The organism is Streptomyces sp. NBC_01320, assembly GCF_035974375.1.
Lineage (GTDB): Bacteria > Actinomycetota > Actinomycetes > Streptomycetales > Streptomycetaceae > Streptomyces > Streptomyces yanii.
Genome location: NZ_CP108390.1, coordinates 5663947 through 5689197, shown reverse-complemented (window position 1 = coordinate 5689197; position 25251 = coordinate 5663947). Strand labels below are relative to the sequence as shown.

Genomic DNA, 25251 nt, shown 5'->3' with positions numbered 1-25251 from the left:
GGCGTCCCGGATCATGTGGCATTCCTCACAGCGAAAGTGCACGTAGTGAAAGCAACTGCACCCTTTCGTCTTTTCTGTCTGTCGGGGTGTCGTGGTGTTGGCCGGAATGGGTGAAAAACTCGTGACGGTCGACCGTTGCCCCGGTCATACCATCGCCTCAAGTCGCATCTGCGTGCCCCATTCCGCTGCGACCCTTCTTCTCTTTTCGGACCCCGAAGGGCTCTTGTGAAGATTCGCCGGATTCTTGCCACAGCTGTTGCCGCCGCAGTGACCACGCCTGCCCTCCTGCTGTCGGTCACCCCCGCGTTCGCCGACGACAAGCCGACAGCGCAGACGCAGGAGAAGCCGTCCATCGCGGAGTTGGAAAAGGCCGCCGAAGCAGCGCAGGCGGCGTACGACGACGCCGTAGCGGCCGAGAGTGCCGCCTACGCTGCTCTGGAAGCGGTCCTGTCCGACACCTCTCCGCTGGCCGTTGCGGCCAAGGCCGCCGAGACCGCGGCGGCCGACGCCGCCACCGCGAAGACCGAAGCCGACCAGGCGGTCGTCGACGCCAAGGCGGCGGTCGACGCCCTCCCGGAGACGGCCACCGAGGAGGAGAAGACCGCGGCGGCGACGACTCTCACCGAGGCGGAAGCCGCCGCCGTAGCCGCCACCGATGCCAAGGCCGCCGCCGATGCCAAGGTCGTGGAGGCCCTGGACGCGCGTGACGACGAGCGGGTCGCCGCAGCCCGGAAGCTGGACCAGGCGCAGAAGGCCACCGAGGCGGCGCTCGCTGACAAGACCGCCGCCGACGAGGCGCTGGCCAAGGCGAAGAAGGAGGCGGGTGAGGATGGCGAGGACTGCGTCCCCGAGGCCAAGCTCACCACGGTCGTCACCGGTCTGCCGTCCAAAGTCGTCGCCGGTACGAAGGTCAACTTCAATCTCCGGGTGACCAACGGCACCGACAAGACGATGGACGAGGTACTTCCGTTCGCCTACGTCCACGCGACCGACAAGAGCGGCCTCAAGGACATCGACGACCTGGTGCACCTGCAGTGGTCGTCCGCCTCGTCCTCGACGTGGAAGACCGTCGACAACGAGCACTACATGGACGCCATCAGCCCGCTGAAGGCAGGCGCCCACGCCGACGTCAAGATGCGCCTCACGATCGACGCCTCGGCACCCGCGGGCAACGGCATCACCTTCGTCGCCGGTGACTACTTCAACGACAACGGCACCTGCGGCGGGAACCCGGACCTCGAGGGCTACGAGTTCCTGATCGCCGCCGCGGGCAGCAAGCCCGGCAAGGTCGACGACGCCAAGCCCAGCACGACCGAGCCGAAGACCTCGGACCTCAAGCCGCAGAGCGGAGCGTCGGCCAGTCCCGTGAGCGGCAGCCTCGCCTCCACGGGCTCGTCCTCCGCGACGTCGCAGCTCGCCCTCGCAAGCGGCGCGGCCCTGGCGATCGGCGCCGGCGCGGTGTTCGTCGCACGCCGTCGCAAGGCCGGCTCCCACGCCTGACGCACGAGGCGGGGTGCCGACCCGGCACCCCGGCCCACGCGCTGACCGCCCAACGGGCCCGACACCGAGCGGTGTCGGGCCCGCTGCGGTGACACGGCCGTCCCGGCGCGCAGCCACCTGCGGACCGACGCCTACGGGCCCGGAGTTCGGAGTGCGGCAGCAGGGCTCGGAGCAGGCGGTCCAGACCGGCGCGGGAGTCGCGGCAGCAGCGTCACGTGATTGCACCCTGCCTCTCGGGGCGGGGGACCATCGCGGCTCGCACCTGGGCCATCCGGTCGCGGATCCCGTCGGCCGGGATCCCGCGGCTGCTCGCCGGCACGGAGGCCTGCTCACCCCGGCATGGCCCGCACTCGCCGCCGGGCAGCGTCTCCGCCCGGCCCGGCGTGCCGCATTTCGCGCACTCCAGGACCCGCAGCGCGGCGGATGGGGTGGGCGGAGCGACCCGTTCGGGTGGCATCTTGGTGGTCAGGCGACTGCGGACCAGAGCCGCCGCGTGATGCACCGGAACCGGCAACCCGTCGGTCAGTGCGTGCAGCAGCTGTACTTCGGTGGCGCCCCGGTCGAACCACGCCGTGACGTACGGCTCCAGCGCCGCGCAGTCCGTCGATGACAGGCTCAGCGCGGGTGCGGTGCGGCCGAGTGCGGCCAGCAGGACGAATGCCCGGGAGCGGGTCGGCCGCCGCTGCTCCGGGGGTACGTCGCCCCTGGTGAACGCGGCCCACCAGTCGTCGTCGCGAGACGTGCGGGAGAAGAACGTACGCGTCACCCAGCGTGCGCTGCCCGAGCCGATGACGTGCTCGCTGCCCCGGCGCAGATGCCCGGCCCGCTGGAGGTTGTTCAGCGCGCTCCGCAGTGCGCACTGCCCGTACGGCAACACCTTGGCCAGCGTCTTCACGGAGATGTCGGCGCCGTCCGGCAGCCGGTCGACATAGGCGGCGACGGCGGCCTCACGCGGCGGAAGGTGCGCGAAGTCGCGTGCGGTACGGGGTCGTTGGCCGGACGCGGACCGCTTGCCGTAGCCCGGGTTGGCCATCGGGTGGGACGGCGTGTACGGGACATGAGGGGGTACGTGCGGTGCGCGCGGGGCAGCACTAAGCTGGCTGTCAGCCATTGGATCGCCTTCTTCGATCTCGTTGGTCAGACCCCTGTTCGGTGTTCCCGCACCGGCAGGGGTCGTTCGTTATTCGGAACGCTAGAGCGTTCGCACCGTGCGTGGCAAGCCAGTCACGAAAAGTGAACGTGCCTGCTGGGGAGGGTGGGTGGGTTGAAGCCCTCCACCCCTTCCTCGAAAAGAGCGCTCGGAGTACGGGGCTTGAGCCCCGGGCCTCAGATGCGCTTGAGATCCGCGACGAAGGACGACCACGCCGCCGTACGGAAGACGAGCGCCGGGCCGTCCGGGACCTTGGAGTCGCGGACGGGGACGACTCCGGGGTGGCCGTCGGCGACCTCCAGGCAGTCCCCGCCGTCTCCGCCGCTGTACGAGGACTTGTGCCAGATGGCCGCGGACAGGTCGTAGTCAGAACTGCTGAGCTTCATGGGCGTAATCCTCCGCCACTGACTCGATCAGGACCAGGGACGCTTCCGGTGACAATGCGCTGGCCACTACCAGATCGTAGGTCAGTTCGTAGTGCCTGACGGTTGCGGGATCGTCCTGCAACTTCCCTGTGCCCAGGCCCTGAAGGTAGACGAGCGGGGGCGCGTCCTCGAAGGACATCAGTTTGAGCGGACCTTGCATGGCCATGTGTGCGCCCGCGTTGAACGGGAGTACCTGCACGATGATCCGGTGTACGCGTGCCAGCTTCAGGACGTGGTTGAGCGCCTCTGCCATCACTGCCGGTCCGCCCGCCTCCCGACGTAACGTCGCCTCGTCGAGAACCACCCAAACCATGGGCGTTGTTGGATCGGTCAGAAGGAGCGCCCGTTCCAGCCTCGCTGCGACCAGGTCGTCGATCACGTTCTCCGGTGCCGTCGGCTGGTATGCGCGGAACACCGCCCGTGCGTACGGCTCCGTCTGCAACAGCCCAGGGATCAGCTGCGGCGCGTACTCCTTGATGGTCCTCGCGACGGCCTCGGCCTCCGCCGCCTCTGCGAAGTGGTCCGGGTACTTCGAATTCTTCAGGGCGACGCAGTTCCGTACGAAGAAGCCGTCCGTCGTCAGGATCTCGTCGAACTTCTGGGCCTGGTCCACCTGCATCCGGCGCGTACCGGACTCCAGTTGGCCGATGAACGAGCCGCTGACGAAGAGCGGGAGGCCGAGTTCTTCCTGGGAGAGGCCGGCGCTGTCCCTCCGGTGGCGGAGTTCGGCGCCGAGGAGGGCCCGTGGTGAGGAGGACGGGTCGAGTTTCTTGGGGCCCGGCATGGCAACTCCCTGTGACACACCTGCGGTTGTTGGACCTGCGCCGCTTCCAGGTTAGTCGAGCGTCGGACACGCTGGGTAGGCATCGCGATTACCGAGCGTGGAAGGTGTGCAGGATGACCACTACGGAGCGACGACGGGTTGCCGCCGGAAGAGTGCGGGAGGCGGAGGACGCGGTGGAGACGCTGAGACAAGGGCTGAAGGGTGTGGGGCTGACGCTGCCGTCGTTGCGGATCGACCCGGTGTCGTGCGCGGGGAACGAGCCCGCGCCGTTGGTGGACCTCGGGCGGTGCACCATCGATACGGCGCTGCGGCTGAGTGCTGTGCTGGGCCTGGACGGGCAACAGGGAGACCGGGCATGACGGGTGAGGGGCTTGAGCCGTGTACGCCGGAACTCGGGTCGTTCGCGGTGGATTCCCGCGACGGGCGGGTAGGGCGCGTGATGGGGCGCGTCGGGCCGTACGTACAGCTGCGGCCGCCGGGCGGTGGGGCGGAGTGGGATTGCCCGCCGGAGTCCGTGCGGCCGGCGCCGCCCGGGGAGGTGCTGCGGGCCCGGGTCAGGGAGGTCAACCGGGAGGGGCGGCTGCCGTGAGGGTGTCGCTGGGCAGGTCTGACATGGCGGCGGATGTGCGGAAGGGCGAGTGTGCGGGAGGCCGTGGTGATCACGGCCGCCCGTCGCGCAATGTCATGCAATGACTACATGAAGGCGCAAGTGGTGGCAGGTCGGGTGCCGTGGGCGGTCAGGAAAATTTCAGGGAGGCCCTGCCAGCGTGCAGTTCCATGACAACCGACACGATTGACACGTATACGTCGGGCAAGCGCTCCCGGGCGCGGCAGATGCTGAACAAGGTCCCGGAAGTGACCCTCTACTTCTGGGTGATCAAGGTGCTGTGCACCACCGTGGGCGAGACCGCGGCCGACCTGCTCAACGCCAATCTGGGCATGGGGCTGACCAACACCTCGTACCTGATGAGTGCGCTGCTGGTCGTGACCCTGTTCTTCCAGTTCCGGGCGCGTCGGTATGTGCCGGGCCTGTACTGGCTGACCGTGGTCCTGATCAGCGTCGTCGGCACGCTGATCAGCGACAACCTGACCGACAACCTCGGGGTTCCGCTCCAGACCACGACCGTGGTGTTCGCGGTGGCGCTCGCCGTCACGTTCTTCGTCTGGTACGCGAGCGAGCGGACGCTGTCCATCCACTCGATCCGGACGACGCGCCGTGAGGCGTTCTACTGGCTGGCGATCCTGTTCACGTTCGCGCTGGGCACGTCCGCCGGCGACCTCACGGCGGAGAAGCTGAACCTGGGGTACTGGCTCTCCGCGGTCGTGTTCGCCGCGCTGATCGCGGCCGTGGCGCTCGCGCACCGCACGCTGGACTTCAACGCGGTGTGGTCGTTCTGGATCGCGTACGTCCTGACCAGGCCGCTCGGCGCCTCGCTGGGCGACTACCTGTCGCAGCCCACGGCGGACGGCGGGCTGGGGCTGGGCACGGTCGGCACCAGCATCCTGTTCCTCGTCGTCATCCTCGGCCTGGTCGTCTTCCTGACCCGGACCCGGCGCGATGTGGCGCAGGACGGTGCCGTCGAGACGGCCGGCGCACGGGGAGTCAGCCCGCGGGAAGGGTGACGACGAAGCATGCGCCGGGCCGCGGCGTCCAGCGCGATGTCGCCGCCCGCGGCCCTGACCAGTCGGCGGGCCAGGGCCAGACCGAGCCCCGCGCCGTCGTCGCCGACGTACACCGTGACCTCGCCCGCACCTGGCACCCCAGCGCATTCAGGTTCTGTTCAGGTGGCGCGCGACACCATCGGGGCGTGGTCACGGCGGAGCAGTATGTGCGGACGGACCGGCGCCGCCCGGTCGCGGTAGCGTGACGGGGTGGCGCGCATCGTAGTCATCGAGGACGACCCGGCGATCGGCAGCCGGCTGGTCGCCACCCTCCGGGTGCTGGGCCACGACAGCCAGTGGTGCCCCGACGGGGCGAGCGCCCTCGCCGTCACGGAGCGGCGGCCCGCCGCCGATCTCTTTCTCGTCGATCTGGGGCTGCCGGACATCGACGGTTTCGACCTCTGCCGCAGACTCCGTGAGCGGGCGCCGGACGCGGTGCTGGTCGTGCTGACCGCCCGTACGGGGGAGATGGATGTCATCCAGGCGCTGGCGTGTGGCGCCGACGACTACCTGACCAAGCCGTTCCGGCTCGCCGAACTCCAGGCACGGGTCACCGCCCATCTGCGGCGCGCGGCGCCCCAGACGAACGGCAGTGCACCTCATCTCCGTGTCGGGGCACTGGTGATCGACCGGTCGGCGCGGCGCTGCACCGCCCCGGCCGGCGAGGTGGAACTCAGGCCCCGCGAATTCGACCTGCTGGTGCGGCTCGCGGTCCGCCCGGGGCAGGCGGTGAGCCGGGAGGATCTGATGAGCGACGTGTGGGACGAGAACTGGTTCGGCCCCACCAAGACCCTGGACGTCCATGTGGCCGCCCTCCGTCGCAAGCTCGGTGACCAGGTGCGCATCACGACGCTGCGGCAGTTCGGGTACCGGCTGGAGGACCCCACCGGGCCGTGACCGTAGTCCGGTCATGAGAAAGGGCGTGTGCCGTGCGGCGTCGCATTCTGAGAGCGACCGTTCTCGCCGTGGCGTGCGCGGTGCTGCTCTTCGCGCTGCCGCTCGGTTACGCGGCGCTGCGGCTGTACCAGCAGGATGAGGAGCGGGAGGCGCAGTCGCTGGGCGAACAGGTCGCGCTCAGCCTGCCCGAGCGGATCACCGCCACGGGCGACCCGATCGAGTTGCCGCCCGTCGAGTCCGGTACGGACATCGCGGTGTACGGGCCCGACGCCCACCGCATCCTCGGGACGGGTCCGGGCGCGGGTGATGCCCCGGTACGGGAGGCGGAGGCGGGCCGGGGCGTCACCCGGGAGATCGGCGACAGCCTGGTCGTGGCCGTTCCCGTGGGGGGATCGGAGCAGGTGCGGGCGATCATACGGGTCGTCACACCGGCCTCCGGGCCCTTGCGGAGGGCCGCGCTGACCTGGGCCGGAATGCTGGCGCCGGCGGCGGTCGCGGTGGGTGGGGGCGCACTGCTGGCCGTACGGTCGAGCAGGCGGCTGGCCCGCCCGCTGGAGGAGCTGGCCGGGGTCGCCCGGGAGATGGAGGGCGGCGATCTGACGGCCAGGGCGGAGCCGTCCGGGCTTCCGGAGCCGGACGCGGTCGGCCATGCGCTGGCGCGGGCCGCTGCCCGTATCGATGAACTCCTGCGTCGGGAGCGGGCGTTCAGTGCGGACGCCTCGCATCAGCTGCGTACGGCACTGACCGGCGTACGACTGGAACTGGAGATGTCCCTCGCGGCCGGTCCGGACTCTGATGTGGAGGGCGGTGCGGGTGCAGGTGTGGGTGTCGGTGCGAGTGGGTCACGCGCGGCCGTCCGCTCGGCCCTGGCACAGCTCGAACGCATGGAAACCACCCTGGACGATCTGCTCGCCCTCGCCAGGGACGTACCCGAACGGGCGCCGCTCGACCTCGCAGCCCTGCTCGCCCATGCCGAGGAGGACTGGCACGGGCCGCTCGCCGCACAGGGGCGGCGCCTTGAGATCGGGATCGACGACGCGCTGCCGCAGGCGCTCGGCTCGCGGCGGGCCGCCCGGCAGATCCTCGACGTACTTCTCTCCAACGCGGCGAAACACGGCCGCGGCACGGTGACTGTGCACGCGAAGGAGACGGTCGGGGTCGTCGCCGTCGATGTCGAGGACGAGGGGGACGGCATCCCGGAAGCGGCTACGGACGGTGTCTTCGAGCGGCGGGGCGGTGAGGTAGGCCGCTCGGGCGGTGAGGCCGCGCGGGCAGGCGGACCGGCCGCCGGAGGCCATGGGATCGGACTCGCGCTGGCCCGGTCACTGGCCGAGGCCGAGGGCGGGAGACTGTTCGTCTCCCGGCCCCGGCCCCGGTTCACCTGGCTCCTGGCGGCATCACCGGTGGAGGAACAAGATCCCTCACAGCTCCCGTAGTTCGGTTAGCGGAGGTCGGCGCGCGTGCCGCGCCGCCGCCCAGGCCGCCGCCGCCAGCGTGGCCGCGGTGATACCGGCCAGCGCGACGAGATACGCCCACGGCACCGCGACCTGGTCCGGGGGCGGGTCGAAGACCCCGGAGAGCACCTTCACCAGCATCTGCGACAGGGCCCATCCCACGACCGCACCGGCCACGCCCCCCGCCACCGCGACCAGCGCTGCCTCGCTCCACACGAACCCGGACAATTGCCGTCCCCTGGCCCCCAGCACCGAGGCCAGCGCCAGCGTGCGACGCCGTTCGGCCAGCCCCAGGGCCAGGACGAGGCCGCCCGCCGCCGCACCGATCACCAGGGCGAAGCCCAGCTCGACCCGGGTGAGTCCGGCGAGATCGACCGCGGTCAGGCTGGAGCCGACGACGGCCTGCGACGACGGCAGATCCGTGACATGGGCGCTCGGGCCCAACGCCTTCTTCGCCCGGTCCGCCACCTGACGCTGGCCGGTGCCCCCGGTGTCGGCGAGCAGAGTCCCGGCGGTACCGCTGCCCGTCGTCCGCGTGATGTATGAGGCGTTGGCGATCAGGAAGCTGTCCTTCGGGGCGGTCGGGAACTCCTTGACGACACCCTGGAAGTGGAAGGGGATCGTACGCAGTCGGCCGGTCCGCGCGTCGGTCAGGCGCAACCGCACCTGGTCGCCCGGGTGCAGCTGGAAGTCGTGCGCCGTCTCCGCGCTGACCAGCAGCCCGTCCGGGCGCTGGGCCAGACGGTCCATCAGGGACCGTGCGGTGCCGCCGGTGAAATAGGCGTCCTGGAGCCGACCCGCCGACACGATGCTCGCGGGCCGTACCCCGTACAGATCCTGCAAGTCGGCGCCCACATAGGCGAACCGGTGCTGGAGCGGTTCCACATGTCGTACCCCCGGCACCGCCGCCAGCTTCGCGGTGTCCGCCGCGGTAAGGGCCGGCTGGGTGACCGTGACATCGGCGCCGTTGGTCAACACCGCGTCCACCGCCGCCTGCTGGCGGTAAGTGGAGTTGAAGACGCCGGTCGACACGGCGAACGCGCAGGCCAGCGCCAGCAGCACCACCGAGCGGACCACGGTGCCGCGCTGTCGGGACAGGCCGGCCGCGACCGTGCCGGACAGGACCCCGGCCGCCGGGCGGAACAGCCGGGCGAGAACCGGCCTGCCGCGGCGCAGCAACAGATCCACCAGCAGCCCGACCATCACCGCGCCGCCCGCCCACAGCAGCGCGGGACCGGCGAACGCCCAGTAGTCGACCGACAGGGTCGGGGTGCCTTCGGGCGCCAGGACCAAGGCGTAGTTGGTGCCGCTCGTGGCGCGGAAGACGGCCAGCGAACCGGCGAGCAGGCCGAGTCCCAGCACCCACCACGCGGTACGCGGCACCGTACGCCGCTCGACCGCGGTGCGCCCCGAGACGATCGTGGCCCGGCGGGCTTCGTAGCGGGCGGGCACCAGCACGGTCGCCGCCGCGACGAGGGCGCCGACGACGCACGCGATCAGCATCCAGGACAGCGGAATGCCCGTGCCGTGGAAGGCCCAGCGGTCCACCAGCGCGGCCAGCCCCAGACCACCGGCCGCGCCGAGCACCGCGACCACGGCCGCCTCCACACCGGCCAGGCCCATCAGCCGGCCGACGGTCGCACCGCGCGTCCGCAGCAGCGCCTGCTCCTTGCGGCGACGGCCCGCACCGGACTGGGCGACCGCCCAGGTCAGGGCCGCGGCCAGCACGGCCCCGGGCATGCCGAGGAAGAGGAACAGCAGCTGTGCGTACAGAGCGTCGGACCGGGCGGCGTCCAGGACCGAACCGAGATTGTCGCCGACGAGGCCGGTACCGGCGAGCCGCACCTCGGCGTGGTGTGCGTTGCCGGTGGCCGTGGAGTACGCGGCGGCCGGGTCGGACGGCAGGGAGTGGTTGCGCAGGGTGTGGATCTGCGACTGCACCAGGTCGGGGCGGGCCGAGGCGAGCGGACCGAAGACCGAGTCCCAGGTCTGCCGGGGCATCAGGACGACATTGTCCGGCGGGGCGGAGGGCTGCGACTGGGGCGGGGCGCCCACCTTCTGGAACAACGAGTCCCCGAACGGCAGATCGACGACACCGGCCACCTTCACCGGCACGGGCGGCAGGCCGCCCGCCCGCTCGACGGTGATCGTGTCGCCGGGGGCCGCGTGCAGATTGGCGGCGGTCTGCTGGGCGAGGAGCACGCCCTGCTCCCGGCCGGCCAGCAGCCGTATCTCGCCGGGGAAGGTGGCGGCGTAACCGGGAGGCAGGCCGAGGACCGAACCCGCGCCGGTGTTCTGTGTCGTTCCGCCGGTGTGCGCGCCCAGACCACTGGTCTGTGCGTACCCGACCGGCAGGGCCGCCTTGGTGCCGGGCAGTCCCCGTACGGTGGACAGCACGTGCTGCGCGTCCGCGCCGGTGGCCACCTGCACCTGCCAGTCCACGGACACCGAACGCACCGACTGGGACGTCATGGTGGCGCGGGTCGTGGACAGGAAGCCGCCGAGCGCTGCGAGCAGCGCGACGGCGACCATGACACCGAGCGCCGTCCCGATCAGGCGTCCGCTGCGCACCCGCAGTAGGCCCGAGAGCCAGATTCCGATCATTGCAACTCACGTTCCCGGTCGGTGGTTTCGGGCTGTACGAGACGGCCGTCGACCATGTGCCAGCGCTCGTCGAGGGCGCCCGCCACCCGGGCGTCATGGGTGGTGATCAGGACGGCCGCGCCGAGCGAGTCGGCGGCCGTCAGCAGCACCTCCAGCACGTGCCGGGCGGTCTCGCGGTCGAGCTGGCCGGTCGGCTCGTCGGCCAGGATCAGCCGCGGCCTGCGGGCCAGCATCCGGGCGACCGCGACGCGTTGCGCCTGACCCGCGGACATCTCGTCCGGGAGTTTGGCGGCCAGCGTGCCGAGTTCCAGCTCGGCCAGGGCGGCCGACGCCCGGTCGGCGGCCTCGTCCGCCGTGAGGCCGTCGATGAGCAGGGGCAGGGAGATGTTCTCAAGGGCGGTGAGCGGCGGCAGCAGGCTGGGCCCCTGGAAGACGACCCCGATGTCCCGTGCCTGCAGGATGTCCGCGGCGCCTTCGGGGGCCGTGGCCAGCCCGGGGTGGCCGACCGTACCGGCCGTGGGCCGGTCGAGGCCCGCCATCAGATGCAGCAGGGTCGACTTGCCGGAGCCGGAGGAGCCGACCACGGCGATCCGCGCACCGGCGGGGACGACGCAGTTCGCCCCGTGCACGGCGACGACGGCGTTCGGCCCCGAGCCGTAGGTACGGGCCGCGTCCACGCAGACGACGAGCGGCTTCGCGGACGTGGGACCGGGGACGGTCATCGCACCCACCTCCCGTCACGCAGCCGGAGTACCCGGTCGGCGACGGCGGCCACCGCGCGCGAGTGGGTGACCAACACCATCGCCGTGCCCGCACGCGCGCGTTCGCGCAGCAGCGCGAGGACGCGGCGCTCCGTCTCCCCGTCGACCTCGCCGGTCAGCTCGTCGGCCAGCAGAACGGCCGGGTTGTTGGCCAATGCGACGGCCAGCCCGGCGCGGGCGGCTTCACCGCCCGACAGCTGCCGGGGCAGTGCGCCCGCACGGGGGGCGATGCCGACGTCCCGGAGCAGCTCGTGCACACCGGGGCGGTCCGTGCCGCCCGAAATTCCCTGCACCAGCCGGATGTTGTCGCGGACCGTGAGGTGTTCCAGCAGGTTGCCGGACTGGAACAACACACCGATGTAGCGGGCACGGAGCCGGCTGCGCAGGTGTTCCGGCTGGTGGGAGAGGCGTTCACCGGCGACGTGCACGGTGCCGCCGTCGGGTTCGTCGAGCCCGGCCAGACAACTCAGCAACGTGGTCTTCCCGGAACCGGAAGGGCCGGTCACCGCGACGATCTCGCCCTTCTCGACCTGGAGCCCCACGCCTTGGAGCGCGAACGTCTCCTCCTCGCCCGCGCGGAAGAACCGGTACAGGGAATCGGCGGTGAGCCGGGTCGCGGACATCACGCCCACCGGAAGGAGTCCGTCACGATGCGCCAGGGATCGACGTTGTCGGCTCCCACGGCACCGGACAGGGTCAGCACGACCTGGGTGCCGTTCTGCCAGAACGCGTACCGCTCGACATCCTGGCGCACGCTCTTCCCGGTCACCTGGTCAGGCGCCGAGTCGGCCCGGTAGGTGGCCAGCACGGCGGTGCCGCCCGAGCGCTTCACTGCGCTGACCTTCCTCACCGTGACGTTCTTCGCGCTGCGCCGGACGGCCGACAGATCGACCGAGCGGACCGACTGGACCGTGGGGGCCTTGTCCGCCGGGCTCCGGTCGATCCGGACGCTGTTGAACTTGTCGCTGAACACCGTGGCCCCGTTCATCTGCTGGCGGGCCCACCCCTCGGGCACCTTCATCGTGTAGCCGCCGCCGGACGGCGACCACGCGACGTACACCTGGTTGTCGGGGATGTCACCGGCCGGATTCACCTCCTTCGGAGGCGCGACCGTGGCGGAGGACGACGAGTGCGAGGAACCGGACGAGGAGGAACAGGCCGCGGCCCCGGTGACGACCACAAGGCCGGTCACCACCGCTGACAAGGTACGACGCATGGGGAACACCTCTGCGCGAGCGAAGGAGCCGACCGGGATGCCGTCTCCACTGCGACGCTAGAAACCCACCGGCCAGCGCCGTGGTTGTGGAGGGTTAGCGAGGGGTTAACGCCGACGGGCGCACGGCGGAGGGTCGCTGCATACGTCACACGATCGTGGGACGCCGGTGGGAGCCGTGAACTGGCGCAGTATCGGCGATCTACGCTCCCCTGTCATGACACGGGAGAACGGACCAGCGACGACCGCGACGAACACGGCGATCTTGAACAACCGGCCCGCTGGGGACCGCTCGTGCGACTACCTGCTGCGGACATGGCGTGAACTGGACTTGCCCGAGGGGTGGCGCGCCGAGATCGATGAAGAGCGGATCGTCCTGGTGCCGCCGTTCCAGGCGCATCACCACGCCATCGTCGGCCGAGTGCAGCGCAGGCTCTATGAAGTCCTGCCCGAAGAGCTGGAGATCTATCAGACCCTCGGTGTCCACGTGGCCCCGCTCGACAAGCTCTATGTGCCGGATCTTGTGGTCATGCCTTCGGAGTTGATCGATACCGTCGACCCGGAGTCCAGCGATCCGATGGACGTGTCGGAAGCCCTGCTCATCGTCGAGATCACCTCGAAGGGGAATGCCCGGGACGACCGGACGAAGAAGTACCGCGCCTATGCGCGCGCGGGCGTGCCGCTGTACCTGCTGATCGACCGGTTCGACACCCGTGGGGCGATGGCCACCCTGTTCACGGAACCGAACGAGGACGGGACGTACAAGCGCTCCGACGCCGTGCCGTTCGGGAAGCCGCTCACACTCCCCGAGCCCTTTGGCACGACGCTGCTCACCGCGGACTTCCCGGTGTGAGCGGGCAGCAGTGAGGGCGGCACCCGTGTGGGTGCCGCCCTCCGTTGCGTCACGGGATCAGGCGCGGGCCGGCTCCGGTGCCGGGTCGGTGACCGGGGCGGCCGGGCCGCCGGTTGCCGCGACCGTCGAAGCCGCCGGCTCCTGCGACACGTTGAACTCCGCCAGCAGGTCCTTGCTGAAGCCGAAGAAGTACGTGGCGACGAAGCCCGCCAGGTAGCCGACCAGCAGGCCGCCCGCGTAGATCGCGATCGTCGTGCCCAGGCCGTGGTTGCCGTCGAGGAGCGGGAACAGGGCCCAGCCGGACGGGCCGATCGCCGTGGAGCCGACCGCGCTGCCGAGCTGGTTGAAGAAGCCGACGAACGCCCCGCCGAACGCACCGCCCACGCACGCCGTGATGAACGGACGGCCGAGGGGGAGCGAGACACCGTAGATCAGGGGCTCGCCCACGCCCAGCAGACCGGCGGGGAGCGCCGACTTGATCGTCCTGCGGATCGACTCGTTGCGGGGGAGACGGAGGTAGACCGCGAGGGCCGCGCCGACCTGGCCCGCACCCGCCATGGCGAGGATCGGGAGGAGGACCGTGTAGCCCTGCTGCTCGATCAGGGTGGTGTGGATAGGGATCAGCGCCTGGTGCAGACCCAGCATGACCAGGGGGAGGAAGAAGCCGCCGAGGACCAGACCCGCGCCCGCACCGCCGTTGGACAGCAGCCAGTCGGCGAAGTCGCCGATCGCGGTGGAGACCTCACCGGCCACGTACATCAGGCCGAAGATCGTCACCAGTCCGGAGACCAGCACCGTCAGCGTCGGGGTGACCAGGACGTCCAGCGCCTCCGGGACCCAGCGGCGGCACCACTTCTCCACGTACACCGCGAGGACGGCCGCACCGAGCGCGCCCAGCACACCGCCCTGGCCCGGGGAGAGCTTCTGGCCGAACGCCTCGATGTTCGCGACGCCCGGGAAGACGATGATCGCGGCGACCGCACCGCCGAGGATCGGCGTGCCGCCGAACTCCTTCGCCGTGTTGTAGCCGACGAACACGGCGATCAGCGCCATGAAGCCGGACGCCATCGCGGCGAGCGCGGGGGTGACCGAGGTCAGCCAGCCCAGGTTCACCAGCAGGCCGTTGAGCCCGGCGATGATGCCGCAGCCGATCAGCGCCGGGATCAGCGGCACGAAGACATTCGCGATCTTCCGGAGGAAGAGCTTGAACGGGGTGGCGTTCTTCGCCTTCCGCTCCGCCTTGATCGCGGCGCCCTGGGCGGCGAGTTCGTCCGCGGTGGTGGTGTGCGCGGGCTCCGGTTCTGCTGCCCGGCCCTCCTCCACCAGCTGCTCGAACTCCGGGGTGACCCGGGCGACGGTGCCCGGGCCGAGGACGATCTGGTACGTGTCGTCCTCGACCACTCCCATGACGGCGGGCAGCGCCTTCAGGGCCTCGTCGTCGACAAGCGAGCGGTCACGCAGACCCAGCCGGAGCCGGGTCATGCAGTGGACGACGGAGCTGACGTTCGCGGCGCCACCAACGAGCGGAAGGATCGCGGCGGCAGTGGCGCGGTTCTTGTCTTCTGTAGCCATGGTGCGTGGTGCCTTGCTGTGCGGGGGTGTGGAGCGGTGCCCCGGATGGGGTCAGGTGGTGCGGGGTGCGGCCGCGAGGGCGGCGCGGAGGTGGCCGTCGGACGCGGACAGGAGCGTGGCGGCGGTCGGACCGTCGACCTGGCCGAGGATGGCGAGGATCGCGTTCTTCACCTCGCCGTCGGTGGCGGCGAGCGCGGCTTCGATCTCCGCGTCGGAGGCACCGGTGGCGAGAGAAACGATCCGGCGGGAGCGGGCGCGCAGCTTCTCGTTGGAGGCGCGGACGTCGACCATGAGGTTTCCGTACGTCTTGCCGAGCCGGATCATCGTGATCGTCGACAGCATGTTGAGGACGAGCTTCTGCGCCGTACCGGCCTTCAGGCGGGTCGAGCCGGTGAGGAGCTCCGGGCCGACGACGACCTCGATGGGGTGCTCGGCCGCGGCGCCGAGCGCCGAGTCCGCGTTGCAGGACAGGCCGATGGTCAGCGCCCCCTTGGCGCGGGCGTGCTCGACGGCCCCGATCGCGTACGGCGTACGGCCGGAGGCGGAGATGCCGACCACTGTGTCGTCCGGGGTGAGATCCAGTCCGTCGAGGTCGGCGGCGGCCAGCTCCTTGCTGTCCTCGGCGCCCTCGACGGCTGTGACCATCGCGGACGGGCCGCCCGCGATCAGACCGACCACCTCGGACGGGTCGGTGTTGAACGTGGGCGGGCACTCGCTGGCGTCCAGGACGCCGAGCCGGCCCGCGGTGCCCGCGCCCGCGTAGATCAGCCGGCCACCGCGGGCCATGCGTGCGGCGACCCCGTCGATCGCCGCGGCGATCTCGGGCAGCCGGGCGGCGACGGCGGAGGGGACGGACTGGTCCTCGCCGTTCATGATCCGGGCAATCTCCAGCGTGGCCAGCCGGTCGATCTCGGCGAGCTCGGGCCGGAACGCCTCGGTGGTGAGGGTGGCGAGTTCGGCGCGCAGCTCCCCGTACTCGGAGGGCTGATCGGGCGTCGCGGCGTTGGCGTCGGTGGTGGAGGTCATGGAGAGCGGCTCTGCTTTCTCGAACTCGGGGCTCGTACGGTTCAGCGGGTGCGGGGGGTGTGGCGGTGGGCCAGTGCCTCGTACGAGGCGGCGAGCGCCGGGGCTGCCGTCTCGTACGTCCGCTGGGCAACCCCTATGAACAGGCAGTCCACGACGAGGAGCTGGCTCGTCCGGCTCGACATGGCGGCGGGGCGCAGCTCGCTCTCGCGGGCGGTGGACGTGGTCAGCACGTGGTCCGCGTACTGCGTCACCGGGCCGTCGGGGCGGCCGGTGATCGCGATCGTCGTCGCGCCCCGGTCGAACGCCACCCGGAGCGGCTCGATCACGTCACCGGTGGAACCGGAGTGGGTGATCGCGATCGCCACATCGCCGGAGCGGAGCTGCACGGCGTTGGTGACAGCCAGGTGCGGGTCCATGTGCGCGTGCGCGATCAGGCCGATACGGAGCAGCTTCTGCCCCAGGTCCTGGGCGACGAGAGAGGAGGCGCCGACACCGTAGATGTCGATCCGGCGGGCGGTCGACGCGGCGGCGACGGCGGCACCGAGCTGTACCGTGTCGAGTCCGGCGGCCGTGTCCGCGAGGGTCTGCTGCTCGTCGAAGGCGAGCTTCGCGACCACGTCGGCGATCGGGTCGTCGACGGCTATGTCCGCCGTGACGGAGGGGGCACGGCCGGACTGCTGGTGGGCGGCGAGCCCGGCGAGGGCGAGGCGCAGATCCCGGTAGCCGGGGTAGCCGAGGAGGCGGGCCGTGCGGACCACGGTCGCCTCGCTGGTGCCGGTGAGCTCGGCGAGACCGGTGACCGTCAGGGCGGCGCAGCCGGCCGGGTCACCGGCGACGGCCTCGGCGACCCGCTGCATGGAGCGCGTCATGGACGGCGCGAGTGTCCGCACCTTGGCCGCGAGTGCGGCCGGAGCGGGCGGAGCATCACCGCTGAAACTTTCCTTCAGGTCATTGGTCACATTTGAAAGATATTTTCAACCCTCCGGTCCGTCAACCCCCTTTGGTCCCGACCTCTGACGGAACGGAGGACGGGACGGGTGACCGGACGCAGGACCTGTCCGCACTCGGGGTGACAATGGGTGCATGGAGCTGAACCGCCTGGAGCAGGCGCTGCACACCGCCCGCGCCTTGGTCATGGCCGATCTCGCCGCAGGCGGTGTCGCCGAGGCCGAGATCGTCTCGCTCGTCGAGGACGCGGTGACGCACCGGCGCTGGTGGGTCGAGCACTGGCCGGACGGCGTGGAATACGTCGTCGGCCTTGTCGCCCAGGACGTCCAGGACGCGCTGCTGGAGCGGTACGGCCGCTGGCCGCTCTGCCCCGTGTGCGACGCGGGCGACCCGCACGCCCTCGACGTCGAACCGGAGCTGGGCCCGGACCCGCGCTGGGTCTGCACCAAGGCGACCGTGATGGTGGCGCGCGTGGGCGCGCTGAGCGGAGTGCTGGGCCGGTGACGGTCTATATCGACCCGCCCGACTGGCCGGGCCACGGTCGGCTCTGGTCGCATCTGGTCAGCGACGTGTCCTTCGACGAACTGCACGCGTTCGCCGCCGCCATCGGCTGCCCGCCGCAGGCGTTCGAGCGGGACCACTACGACGTACCGGAAACGCGGTACGCGGACGCGGTGCGGGCCGGGGCCCGCGAGGTCGGCTCCAAGGAGCTCGTCCGCCGGCTCACGGAGGCGGGACTTCGGCGCCCCAAGGGACGCCGGCCGCCCGGCCGGGCGCCCGGCGGCTGAACCGACAGGCTCTCAGGCGGCGGAGGAGCTCCCCGCTTCCACGTCGACCGACGTCGGCGACGACGTCGCGGCGGGCGACCCGGTCACCCGGCGCGACCTGCCCCCGCCGTGCAGTCGCAGCGAGAACACCACGGCGACCAGCGCCAGGACCGTCATCGCCGCGCCCGCCCAGGCCGTCGCCTCGAAGCCGAAGTCCGCGTCGATCACTGTGCCGCCCAGCCAGGGGCCGCCCGTGTTGCCCAGGTTGAAAGCGGCGGTCGTCGTCGCGCCCGCCAGGGTCGGGGCCGCGCCCGCGATGTTGAACATCCGGGCGTTCAGTGCCGGGGCCGTGTAGAACGCCGACAGGCCCAGCAGGAACGCGAGCCCGACCGCGGCGACCTGGTTCGAGGCGAACAGCGCCAGCGCGACCAGGAAGACCGTCGAGGCCGCGATACCGCTCATCAGCACCCCGAAGAGGTGCGCGTCCGCGACCCGGCCGCCGATCGTCGTACCGACCAGCGCCCCGATCCCGAACAGCGCGAGAACCGTCGGTACCCACCCCGAATCCAGCCCGGCGACATCCGTCAGCAACGGCGCCAGATAGCTGAACGCGCAGAAGACCCCGCCGGCCGCGAGCGCCGTGATCACGATCGACAGCCACACCTGCCGGTCGCGGTAGATGGACATCTCACGCCTCAGCTGCGGCTTCTCCTCGGGGAGCGGGATGCGGGGGATGAGCGTCGCGACACCGACGAGCGCCACGGCGGACGCCGCGCCGACCGCCCAGAACGCCGACCGCCAGCCGAGGTTCTCACCGAGGAACGCCCCCAGCGGTACGCCGAGGACGTTCGCGATCGACAGCCCGCCGATCATCACGGCCATCGCTCTGGCCCGCGCGTTCACCGGCACCATCGCGATGGCGACCGCAGCCCCCACCGCCCAGAACCCGGCGCACGCGAAGGCGCTGACCACGCGGGAGGCGAAGAGCACCTCGTACGTCGGGGCGAGCGCACCCGCGACCTGCCCGAGGCCGAAGACCGAGATCAGTGTGATGAGGGTGGTGCGGCGAGGGAGCCGGAGCGTGGCCACGGCCAACAGGGGCGCGCCGATCACCATGCCGATGGCGAAGGCGGATATGAGGAGCCCGGCCCGGGGGATCGACACGTTCATGTCGTCGGCGATCGGTGGCAGCAGCCCGGAGAGCATGAACTCGCTCGTGCCGAGGGCGAAGACCGAGAGGCCCAGAATGTATACGGCCAGGGGCATAGGGGTGCGGCGGCGAACGGCAGAGTCGGGCATGACAGCTGCCAACAGCGATCGTGACCGTTACATTCCCGTATCGGGGTATCCCGTCGGCCGTCTCAACGGGTGAGCAGTTCCAGCTCCGTCAGCAGGTTCTGCCGGGCCCGCGGCTCCCACTCGGCGAACCCGTGCGGCGTACGGAACAGCCGCGGCAGTCCGAGCAGCTGCCGCAGGACGTTCGCACGCCCACCCCGGAAGGCCTCGTCGGGAACGAAGCCGTACTCGTCCCGCACCTGCGCCGCGTACGCCGCGTACTCCTTCGGGGCAGCCGCCAGGATCGCCAGGTCCGCGTCGCACAGCACCTCGCCGTTGGTGTCGCCGTCCGCCGGGTCGTGGGTGACGGTGAGCCGGACCAGCCGGGCGACCTCGGCGGTGACGGCGTCCGGGACACCGGCCTCGGGCAGGGCGCGCTCGGCGAGCGCGGCGCTGCGCTCCTCGTTCTCGGAGCGGTCCGGGCGGTACACCGCGTCGTGGAACCAGGCGGCGAGGCGGACCGCGTCCGGGTCGGCGGCGTGCCCGGCGAGGGTGTCGATGCGGTCGAGGATCGCCGTCAGATGGGCAGTGGTGTGGTAGCGGCGCTGCGGTTCGGCCCAGCGGGCGAGCAGGTTGTCGGCGTACGGCAGCGGATCGGGGCCGGTCGCGCCCCCTCGTACGGCGACCAGGGCATCGCTCCAGCGGGCGCGGAGCGCGTCCGCGGCGTCGGGGGAGGATCCGCTCTCGTGCGCGCTGTCGTCCGTCATACGCACGAGAGTAGATTCCCCGCGTCGTCCACGGCGAGCGGCGGGCGGGCCCGGTTACCCGGTGAGCCCGAGCGGTGGCGAGGGAAGCCCGAAATGATCGGCGATGATCCGCACCGTGTGCGTGCCGTCGGCGTTGAAGCCGGGATCGCTGTCGCACTTCGGGGTGTCCCGGCCGACGATTCCGGCGTCCAGCAACTCCCGTACCAGCAGGTCGGCATTGCCGCCGGCCCGCCGTGACTCGCGGCGGGCGCCGAAGTTGAAGTACGTCTGCGCGAACCCGCCGCGACTGTGAGTGAACTGGAAGGGGTGCTCGGTGCAGTGCGGAACCATGTAGTTCTGGCCGTGCGGGCACTCGCACGCGGATGTGGAGGCCAGGAACACGGTCTCCACGCGATCCGGCTCGCCGACACGTCCCGCATAGCGGTAACCGGTGATGTGGCCGGCCAGCTCCCAGAGGGGCGATGGAGCGCCGATGCAGCTCTGCCACCTCCGTGGGAGACGCGTCGAGCGCGGTACGGGACGCGGGGAACCAGAAGACCCGCCGCAAGATCGATCAGTACATCGAGGAACCCGCTCACCCCCCTCGACCCGGGCAACAACGGCTCAGAGCCTGTCGGGTGACCTCTGATCGGGCGGCCACGCCCTGGCACGCCATCCGATCGAAGGTCACCCGACAGGCTCTCAGGAATCCCGGCCACGGTATCCAGTGGTGGGGCCGCCGGGGGGAGTTGTCCCGGTGAGTCCGTCCGGATCCAGGCGGACGCTGAGCTGGCTCCCGAGTTCCCGGAAGCCGAGCGCCCGCGCGACCTGGCGGGAGGCGGGAGGCCGGGCCCGCCACTGGGGCAGCAGACCTGCGGTGAGTGCGTGCGCCACCGCTGCGGAAGCCGTCTGCCGGGCCAGTCGGCGGCCTCGCCACTGTGGGGCAGTCAGCACACAGACATGCGCGGTCGCGGCCGGCCAGGCGCGGTATCCCGCCGCGGCCACCACGTCCGTTCCTTCGCGCACGATGAACGCCGGAGAGGTGATGTCTTCCATTCCGCTCTCGTCCGCGTCCTCCTGTCCCGCCGACCGCACCAACTCACGAAGGTCGCGATGCCCGGGCGCGAGCTGCTCGACGGCGTGATGGGCCGGCGCGGGCCGGAAGCCGTCCCTCGCGACGTAGGCCAGCGTGGCCGGACCGAGTACCTCGGTCACGGGCAGTACGGCCCTGATCGCTTCGGGCCGAGTGAGCGAACCGGTCGGCACCGCAGCCAACACACGGCGCACCACCTGTGCAGCACCCCTGGTGGGCACCGTGGCGACGGCCGCGTCGCCCAGCATCACGATGCCGGCCCATGACGGTGGGCACAGACCTGATGCGGGCGAAGTGACCACGGTCAAACCACCGGAGGGCGCGAACGACACCGGGACGGCGGCCAACGTCTCCCACAGACCACGAGCACGGACCAGCAGCGGATCAACAGGCATGGCCTGATCCTGTCACCCCGAGGTCGCCGGGCGCCCGGGGAATCAACCTGCACAAGCACGGCACATCGGATGCTGAAGTGGCCCCGCGCTCACCGGAGAAACCCGTCTGTGAGTTGATCGGGCGGTTCCCGAATGCGCCGGACCGGTCAGTGGCCGGGCGGGGTGTCCAGGGCCAGTGCGGCGAAGGTGGCCAGCCAGTGGTCCGTGCTGAAGTCACCGGAGGAGACCGAAGGCAGGCCGACGGCGAGATGAGCGTCGGCCGAAGCGGTCAGAGCGGTGTGGGCGGGGCCCTCGCCCAGCGCGTCGCCGATCGTACGGAGGGCCGCTGCCCGGCTCAGGGTGAGGCCCAGGAGGTGACCGATCTGCGGGTCCGCGTGGTCGGAGATCACGGGCGGGGTGAGCAGCGGAGAGTCCGTCAGCCCCGGCAGGAACCCGGCCAGCCAGGTCCGGAACTCGGCGACGGGGAGCACCCGGCGCATCGCGTCCGCCTCGGTCAGGGCGGGGGAGAGGAAGTCCTGCCCTGACGGCTCCCAGTGGGCGGGGGCGTCGTGGTCCTCGGCGAACCAGGTGTGCAGCCGGTCCGTCACCGCGTCGATGACCGGGCGGGGCAGCCCGGCGCGCTCGCCCGCGTCCAGAACCATGCCCAGGCCGAAGGCGCTGTTGGGGTGGATCCCGTGCCGGATCGGGTACGTCGCCTTGGGCAGCCAGACGGTGAGGAGTTCGCCGACCGTTTCCACGGCGGGGGCGAGGGCGTCGGCCCAGCGGTCGCCCTCGGGGGTGGCGAGCGCACGGCTTTCCGCCGCCAGCGCCACCAACCACGCCCAGCCGTAGGGGCGTTCGAAGTGCGGACGGTTGCGGAGATACGCCGCCTCGACGGCGATGTTCTCCGGGGTGAGGTGGGAGTTCAGCACCTCGTGGACACGGGTGGTGACCGTGGCCGGGAGGTCGCCGGTGGCGGAGAAGCGGCGCAGCAGGCGGACGAGCAGCCAGTGCATGTGCACGGTGGAGTGCCAGTCGTACCCTCCGTAGAAGGCGGGGTGCAGGGTGCGGGGCGCGACCAGTTCCTCGGGGCCGGCGTACAGGTGGGCCGGGGCGTTGGGGTACTCGCGTACGACATTGGCGAGGGCCAGTTCCGCGAAGGGGACGGCGTACGTGGCAGGGAGCGCGGGGGACATCGGGGTCACTCCAGAGGGGTGGGCGAGCGGCTCGGGTCAAGGGGCGGCTCGGGTCGGGGCAGGGGTGGCTCGGGTCGGGGGCGGCCCGGGTCAGAAGGCGAAGAGGGCCATGATCGCAACGTTGCAGACCAGCAGGGCCGCTGCCGTGGGGAGCTGGGCCTTGATCGGGCCGTACTGGTCCTTGAGTTCGAGCAGAGCGGCGGGAACCAGGTTGAAGTTGGCGGCCATCGGGGTGACGAGGGTGCCGCAGAAGCCGCAGAGCATGCCGATCGCGAGGATCGCGGGCGCGTTGCCGTTCATCTGCTCGATGAGGACGGGCCAGCCGATCGCGGCGGTCATCACCGGGAACGCGGCGAAGGCATTGCCCATGACGATGGTGAACAGCGCCATGCCGCAGCAGTAGACGGCCACGGCCACGAACTTCTGGCCGTCCGGCAGTACGGCCTCGCTGATCCTTCCGACCTGCTCGCCGACACCGGCGGACTGGAAGATCGAGCCGAGGACCGCGAGCAGCTGAGGCAGGATCAGCGCCCAGCCCATCGATTCGAGCATGTTGCGACCGGAGTGCAGCGGTACGGAGATCCTCCGCTCGCGCAGCAGCACCATGCCCACGATCAGCGCGGCGACGGCGCCGACGCCGAGGCCCAGGATGGTCTCGTACCCCGGTTCCAGGACCGGTTCGCCACCGATCTTCCAGTTCTTCACGAGCGTCGCGCAGATCATCGCGACGACGGGGATGGTGAGAGCCGGAAGGAACAGCTTGTTGCCGAAGTGGGCGGCCGAGGCTGCGCGCTTCTCGCGGGAAGGAGTGTGTGACGCGCCCTTGCCGGTGAGACCGCAGCCGCCCAGGACGATCAGGATCAGGACGGCGACGCCCAGCGGTTCGGCGGGGAGGGACTTGTCGACGACCCCGGTGGAGTAGAAGAACGCGGCGCCCAGCAGACCCCAGAAGCCGGCCGATCCGAAGCGCTTGGGGTTGCTGCGGTCCCTGACCATCTGCGCGGCCATGACGAGGAACACCGCGCCGACCAGCCAGAAGAAGTACTCGGACTTGATCACTTGGCGTCCTCCGTCCGGAGCCCGGAGTGCGTCGTCAGGTCGTTCTCGGCGGCGGCGACGGCGAGTTCGCGCTCCAGCTGCCGGTCCAGGTTGAGCAGGCGGGCCCCGTGGATCAGGAAGGCGCAGATCGCGGAGGGGATCGCCCACAGGGCCAGGTGCAAGGGTTCGAGGTGCTGGTCGTACGTGGAGTTCACGAAGCCGGTGATCAGCAGGATCGATCCGATGGCAATGAAGCAGTCCTCACCGAAGAAGACGCCGATGGTGTCGGCGCCGGACGCGTGCGAGCGGACCTTCTCGCGCAGCTTCTGCGGCAGCGGCCGGCCCGCCTTGGCCTCGGCCGCGGCCTCGGCCATCGGGGCGATCAGCGGCCGCACACTCTGCGCGGGGCCGCCGATGCTGGTGAGGCCGACGGAGGCGGTGAGCTGACGGATCAGCAGGTAGAGCGCCAGGAAGCGGCCGGTGGTCAGCCTGCCCAGTTTGCCGATGAGAGTACGGGCCTGCTCCTGGAGTCCGTACCGCTCCAGAAGCCCGATGACGGGCAGGGTGATGACGAAGACGGTCACGGAGCGCGCGGAGGCGAAGCTGTCGCCGAATGTGGCCAGCACCTCCTGCGGGGAGAGCTTGCCGAGCAGCCCTGTGACGATGCCTGCGACACCCACTACGAGGAGGGGATTGCGGCGGGTGGCGAATCCGAGGATCACCACGAGCACGCCGAGGAGAACGATCACGCGTCGGCCTTCTTCCGCGCATGGACGTGCAGGCAGGCCTGCTCGGTCCTGATCAGACGGGGTAGTGCGCGAGACATTAAGCGATTGTTCAACAAGCCCACAAGGGTGTGGGCTACATGGATCGAAATGTGCGAGGTGGGGGCGTGGTGTGACCGGGCAGGCGGTGCGCGGTTCGTCCGATCCGGGCAATGACTGGCGCAAAATGACCGTGATATGTGGTTTTGCCTGGAGGGGGTTCGGCGCCTGGGGTGAGGGATGGGGCTCGGTGGATGGCGAGGATTGTGGAACATCCGATGCGTCGCACGGGCCGGCGCGCACGAAGCGCGGGGCCGTGCGGAGCGGGGTGCTCGCGAGGCGGACGGCTCGGGCGGGGCTATCGCGTGGTCAGGCGCTCCGCGTACGCCTCCGCCAGCTGGCGCCGCGAGTCCTCCAGGTAGAAGGCCAGCATCCGCTCGGCGCCCGCCGCGTCGCCCTCGGCGAGCCTGTCCGCGATCTCCCTGTTCCGGGTGAGGTAGGGCTCGTGGAAGCGGCGCGGGTCGGCCATCACGTGGAAGGCCAGCCGCAGTTCGGCCAGGACGTTGCGCATCAGCTCGTCCGTGCGGGGACTGTTCGCGAGACCGGCCAGGGCCTGATGGAAGCGGATGTTGGCGGTCGAGCAGGCGGGCCAGTCGTCCGCCAGTGCAGCCTGCTCGCCCGTCGACACGGCGGCTTCGAGGGCCGTCAGGTCGTACGGCGGTTCGCCCAGCGTCCGCAGGGCGGCGCACTCGACGAGCAGCCGGACCCGGTAGATGTCCACCAGGTCCTCGACGGCCAGGACGCGGACGAAGACACCCTTGTTGAGCCGGTGTTCCAGGAGGCGCTCGTGCGACAGCAGACGGAACGCCTCGCGCAGGGTGTTCCGGGACACGGCGAGGGCGCCGCTGATGCTCTCCTCGGAGAGCCGGCTGCCCGGCGGGAAGTAGCCTTCGGTGATCCGGTCCCGCAGGATGGCGGCGACCCGCTCGGCGGTGCCGGACCGGGCCAGGGAGGCGCTGTCCGCCGCCAGTTCCGAGAGATCCGGAGAAGTCCGGCCGCCCGCAGTCCCCGCCATGCCCCGTCCCCTGCCTGTTGCCGTGCGCGTCGTCAGGTGCGCACTCTGTGCCCAGTGAACCGTACCGGCATCCC

At 70.9% G+C, this 25251-nt stretch carries 28 protein-coding genes; 10 read left to right on the top strand and 18 right to left on the bottom strand.

Annotated features, from left to right (window positions below):
- Positions 1-225 precede the first annotated feature (225 nt).
- Entirely contained in the window at positions 226-1500 is a 1275-nt protein-coding gene (locus OG395_RS25815; protein WP_327245058.1) for an LAETG motif-containing sortase-dependent surface protein, read from the top strand.
- Between the two features lie 211 nt (positions 1501-1711).
- Here OG395_RS25815 and OG395_RS25810 read toward each other — a convergent pair whose 3' ends face one another.
- The 3 genes from OG395_RS25810 to OG395_RS25800 all read right to left on the bottom strand — a co-directional run bounded on the left by OG395_RS25810 (position 1712) and on the right by OG395_RS25800 (position 3859).
- Positions 1712-2611, bottom strand: a complete 900-nt coding sequence (locus tag OG395_RS25810) for a hypothetical protein (RefSeq protein ID WP_327245057.1) — start codon at positions 2609-2611, stop codon at positions 1712-1714.
- Between the two features lie 215 nt (positions 2612-2826).
- The gene (locus tag OG395_RS25805; RefSeq protein WP_327245056.1) at positions 2827-3036 is read right to left on the bottom strand and encodes a DUF397 domain-containing protein; all 210 of its coding nucleotides are present in this window, start codon (positions 3034-3036) and stop codon (positions 2827-2829) included.
- Positions 3017-3859 (bottom strand): helix-turn-helix domain-containing protein, encoded by an 843-nt coding sequence (locus OG395_RS25800; protein ID WP_327245055.1) that lies wholly within the window; start codon positions 3857-3859, stop codon positions 3017-3019. The genes OG395_RS25805 and OG395_RS25800 overlap by 20 nt, the downstream gene beginning before the upstream one ends.
- A gap of 113 nt (positions 3860-3972) precedes the next feature.
- Here OG395_RS25800 and OG395_RS25795 point away from each other — a divergent pair, with 113 nt between their 5' ends.
- The 6 genes from OG395_RS25795 to OG395_RS25770 all read left to right on the top strand — a co-directional run bounded on the left by OG395_RS25795 (position 3973) and on the right by OG395_RS25770 (position 7854).
- On the top strand, positions 3973-4218 hold the full coding sequence (locus tag OG395_RS25795) for a hypothetical protein (protein WP_327245054.1): 246 nt from the start codon (positions 3973-3975) through the stop codon (positions 4216-4218).
- Positions 4215-4448, top strand: coding sequence for a hypothetical protein (locus tag OG395_RS25790; RefSeq protein ID WP_327245053.1), 234 nt, complete (start codon positions 4215-4217; stop codon positions 4446-4448). Before OG395_RS25795 ends, OG395_RS25790 begins: the two co-directional genes overlap by 4 nt.
- Before the next feature lie 188 nt (positions 4449-4636).
- Entirely contained in the window at positions 4637-5482 is an 846-nt protein-coding gene (locus tag OG395_RS25785) for a COG4705 family protein (RefSeq protein ID WP_442818602.1), read from the top strand.
- Positions 5479-5727, top strand: a complete 249-nt coding sequence (locus OG395_RS25780; protein WP_327245052.1) for a hypothetical protein — start codon at positions 5479-5481, stop codon at positions 5725-5727. The genes OG395_RS25785 and OG395_RS25780 overlap by 4 nt, the downstream gene beginning before the upstream one ends.
- A gap of 4 nt (positions 5728-5731) precedes the next feature.
- Complete coding sequence (locus tag OG395_RS25775) at positions 5732-6418, top strand: response regulator transcription factor (RefSeq protein ID WP_327245051.1); 687 nt, start codon at positions 5732-5734, stop codon at positions 6416-6418.
- Positions 6419-6450: 32 nt separating this feature from the next.
- A complete protein-coding gene (locus OG395_RS25770) occupies positions 6451-7854 on the top strand; it encodes a HAMP domain-containing sensor histidine kinase (protein WP_327245050.1) in 1404 nt (467 codons plus the stop codon).
- On the opposite strand, the gene OG395_RS25765 is transcribed toward OG395_RS25770, so the two are convergent.
- From OG395_RS25765 to OG395_RS25750, 4 genes are read right to left on the bottom strand one after another with little or no spacing between them, the layout of a single operon-like run.
- The gene (locus tag OG395_RS25765) at positions 7840-10476 is read right to left on the bottom strand and encodes an ABC transporter permease (protein ID WP_327245049.1); all 2637 of its coding nucleotides are present in this window, start codon (positions 10474-10476) and stop codon (positions 7840-7842) included. The two genes, OG395_RS25770 and OG395_RS25765, sit on opposite strands and share 15 nt — an antisense overlap.
- Positions 10473-11198: an ABC transporter ATP-binding protein gene (locus tag OG395_RS25760; RefSeq protein WP_327245048.1), complete on the bottom strand. Its 726-nt coding sequence runs from the start codon at positions 11196-11198 to the stop codon at positions 10473-10475. The genes OG395_RS25765 and OG395_RS25760 overlap by 4 nt, the downstream gene beginning before the upstream one ends.
- Complete coding sequence (locus tag OG395_RS25755) at positions 11195-11860, bottom strand: ABC transporter ATP-binding protein (RefSeq protein WP_327245047.1); 666 nt, start codon at positions 11858-11860, stop codon at positions 11195-11197. The genes OG395_RS25760 and OG395_RS25755 overlap by 4 nt, the downstream gene beginning before the upstream one ends.
- Entirely contained in the window at positions 11860-12453 is a 594-nt protein-coding gene (locus tag OG395_RS25750) for a hypothetical protein (RefSeq protein ID WP_327245046.1), read from the bottom strand. The genes OG395_RS25755 and OG395_RS25750 overlap by 1 nt, the downstream gene beginning before the upstream one ends.
- Before the next feature lie 214 nt (positions 12454-12667).
- On the opposite strand from OG395_RS25750, the gene OG395_RS25745 reads away from it, so the two are divergent.
- On the top strand, positions 12668-13303 hold the full coding sequence (locus OG395_RS25745; protein WP_327245045.1) for a Uma2 family endonuclease: 636 nt from the start codon (positions 12668-12670) through the stop codon (positions 13301-13303).
- 57 nt (positions 13304-13360) lie between these two features.
- Here the strand turns inward: OG395_RS25745 and OG395_RS25740 are convergent, their stop codons facing one another.
- Genes OG395_RS25740 through OG395_RS25730 form a run of 3 tightly spaced genes read right to left on the bottom strand, consistent with a single transcriptional unit; the run spans position 13361 to position 16860 of the window.
- Positions 13361-14875, bottom strand: coding sequence for a PTS transporter subunit EIIC (locus tag OG395_RS25740; protein ID WP_327245044.1), 1515 nt, complete (start codon positions 14873-14875; stop codon positions 13361-13363).
- A 51-nt stretch (positions 14876-14926) separates the two neighbouring features.
- Positions 14927-15901 (bottom strand): N-acetylmuramic acid 6-phosphate etherase, encoded by a 975-nt coding sequence (gene murQ, locus OG395_RS25735; RefSeq protein WP_327245043.1) that lies wholly within the window; start codon positions 15899-15901, stop codon positions 14927-14929.
- Between the two features lie 41 nt (positions 15902-15942).
- Positions 15943-16860 carry a MurR/RpiR family transcriptional regulator gene (locus tag OG395_RS25730; RefSeq protein ID WP_266983028.1) on the bottom strand — a complete coding sequence of 306 codons (918 nt, stop codon included), beginning with the start codon at positions 16858-16860 and terminating at the stop codon, positions 15943-15945.
- Positions 16861-16984: 124 nt separating this feature from the next.
- Here OG395_RS25730 and OG395_RS25725 point away from each other — a divergent pair, with 124 nt between their 5' ends.
- Both OG395_RS25725 and OG395_RS25720 read left to right on the top strand, forming a co-directional pair.
- Positions 16985-17353: a hypothetical protein gene (locus OG395_RS25725; RefSeq protein WP_266983026.1), complete on the top strand. Its 369-nt coding sequence runs from the start codon at positions 16985-16987 to the stop codon at positions 17351-17353.
- Positions 17350-17637, top strand: a complete 288-nt coding sequence (locus OG395_RS25720) for a DUF4031 domain-containing protein (protein WP_327245042.1) — start codon at positions 17350-17352, stop codon at positions 17635-17637. Before OG395_RS25725 ends, OG395_RS25720 begins: the two co-directional genes overlap by 4 nt.
- Positions 17638-17649: 12 nt before the next feature.
- On the opposite strand, the gene OG395_RS25715 is transcribed toward OG395_RS25720, so the two are convergent.
- The 8 genes from OG395_RS25715 to OG395_RS25680 all read right to left on the bottom strand — a co-directional run bounded on the left by OG395_RS25715 (position 17650) and on the right by OG395_RS25680 (position 25177).
- Positions 17650-18882, bottom strand: coding sequence for a Cmx/CmrA family chloramphenicol efflux MFS transporter (locus OG395_RS25715; RefSeq protein ID WP_327249459.1), 1233 nt, complete (start codon positions 18880-18882; stop codon positions 17650-17652).
- A gap of 95 nt (positions 18883-18977) precedes the next feature.
- The gene (locus OG395_RS25710; protein ID WP_327245041.1) at positions 18978-19658 is read right to left on the bottom strand and encodes an HD domain-containing protein; all 681 of its coding nucleotides are present in this window, start codon (positions 19656-19658) and stop codon (positions 18978-18980) included.
- 54 nt (positions 19659-19712) lie between these two features.
- Positions 19713-20048 (bottom strand): hypothetical protein, encoded by a 336-nt coding sequence (locus OG395_RS25705; protein WP_327245040.1) that lies wholly within the window; start codon positions 20046-20048, stop codon positions 19713-19715.
- A gap of 291 nt (positions 20049-20339) precedes the next feature.
- The gene (locus OG395_RS25700) at positions 20340-21125 is read right to left on the bottom strand and encodes a GNAT family N-acetyltransferase (protein WP_327245039.1); all 786 of its coding nucleotides are present in this window, start codon (positions 21123-21125) and stop codon (positions 20340-20342) included.
- 146 nt (positions 21126-21271) lie between these two features.
- Positions 21272-22300, bottom strand: a complete 1029-nt coding sequence (locus OG395_RS25695; RefSeq protein ID WP_327245038.1) for a DUF2891 domain-containing protein — start codon at positions 22298-22300, stop codon at positions 21272-21274.
- Positions 22301-22390: 90 nt separating this feature from the next.
- A complete protein-coding gene (locus OG395_RS25690) occupies positions 22391-23359 on the bottom strand; it encodes a DUF979 domain-containing protein (RefSeq protein WP_327245037.1) in 969 nt (322 codons plus the stop codon).
- Positions 23356-24087 carry a DUF969 domain-containing protein gene (locus OG395_RS25685; protein ID WP_327245036.1) on the bottom strand — a complete coding sequence of 244 codons (732 nt, stop codon included), beginning with the start codon at positions 24085-24087 and terminating at the stop codon, positions 23356-23358. The genes OG395_RS25690 and OG395_RS25685 overlap by 4 nt, the downstream gene beginning before the upstream one ends.
- A 373-nt stretch (positions 24088-24460) precedes the next feature.
- A complete protein-coding gene (locus OG395_RS25680; protein WP_266983011.1) occupies positions 24461-25177 on the bottom strand; it encodes a GntR family transcriptional regulator in 717 nt (238 codons plus the stop codon).
- Positions 25178-25251: the final 74 nt, after the last annotated feature.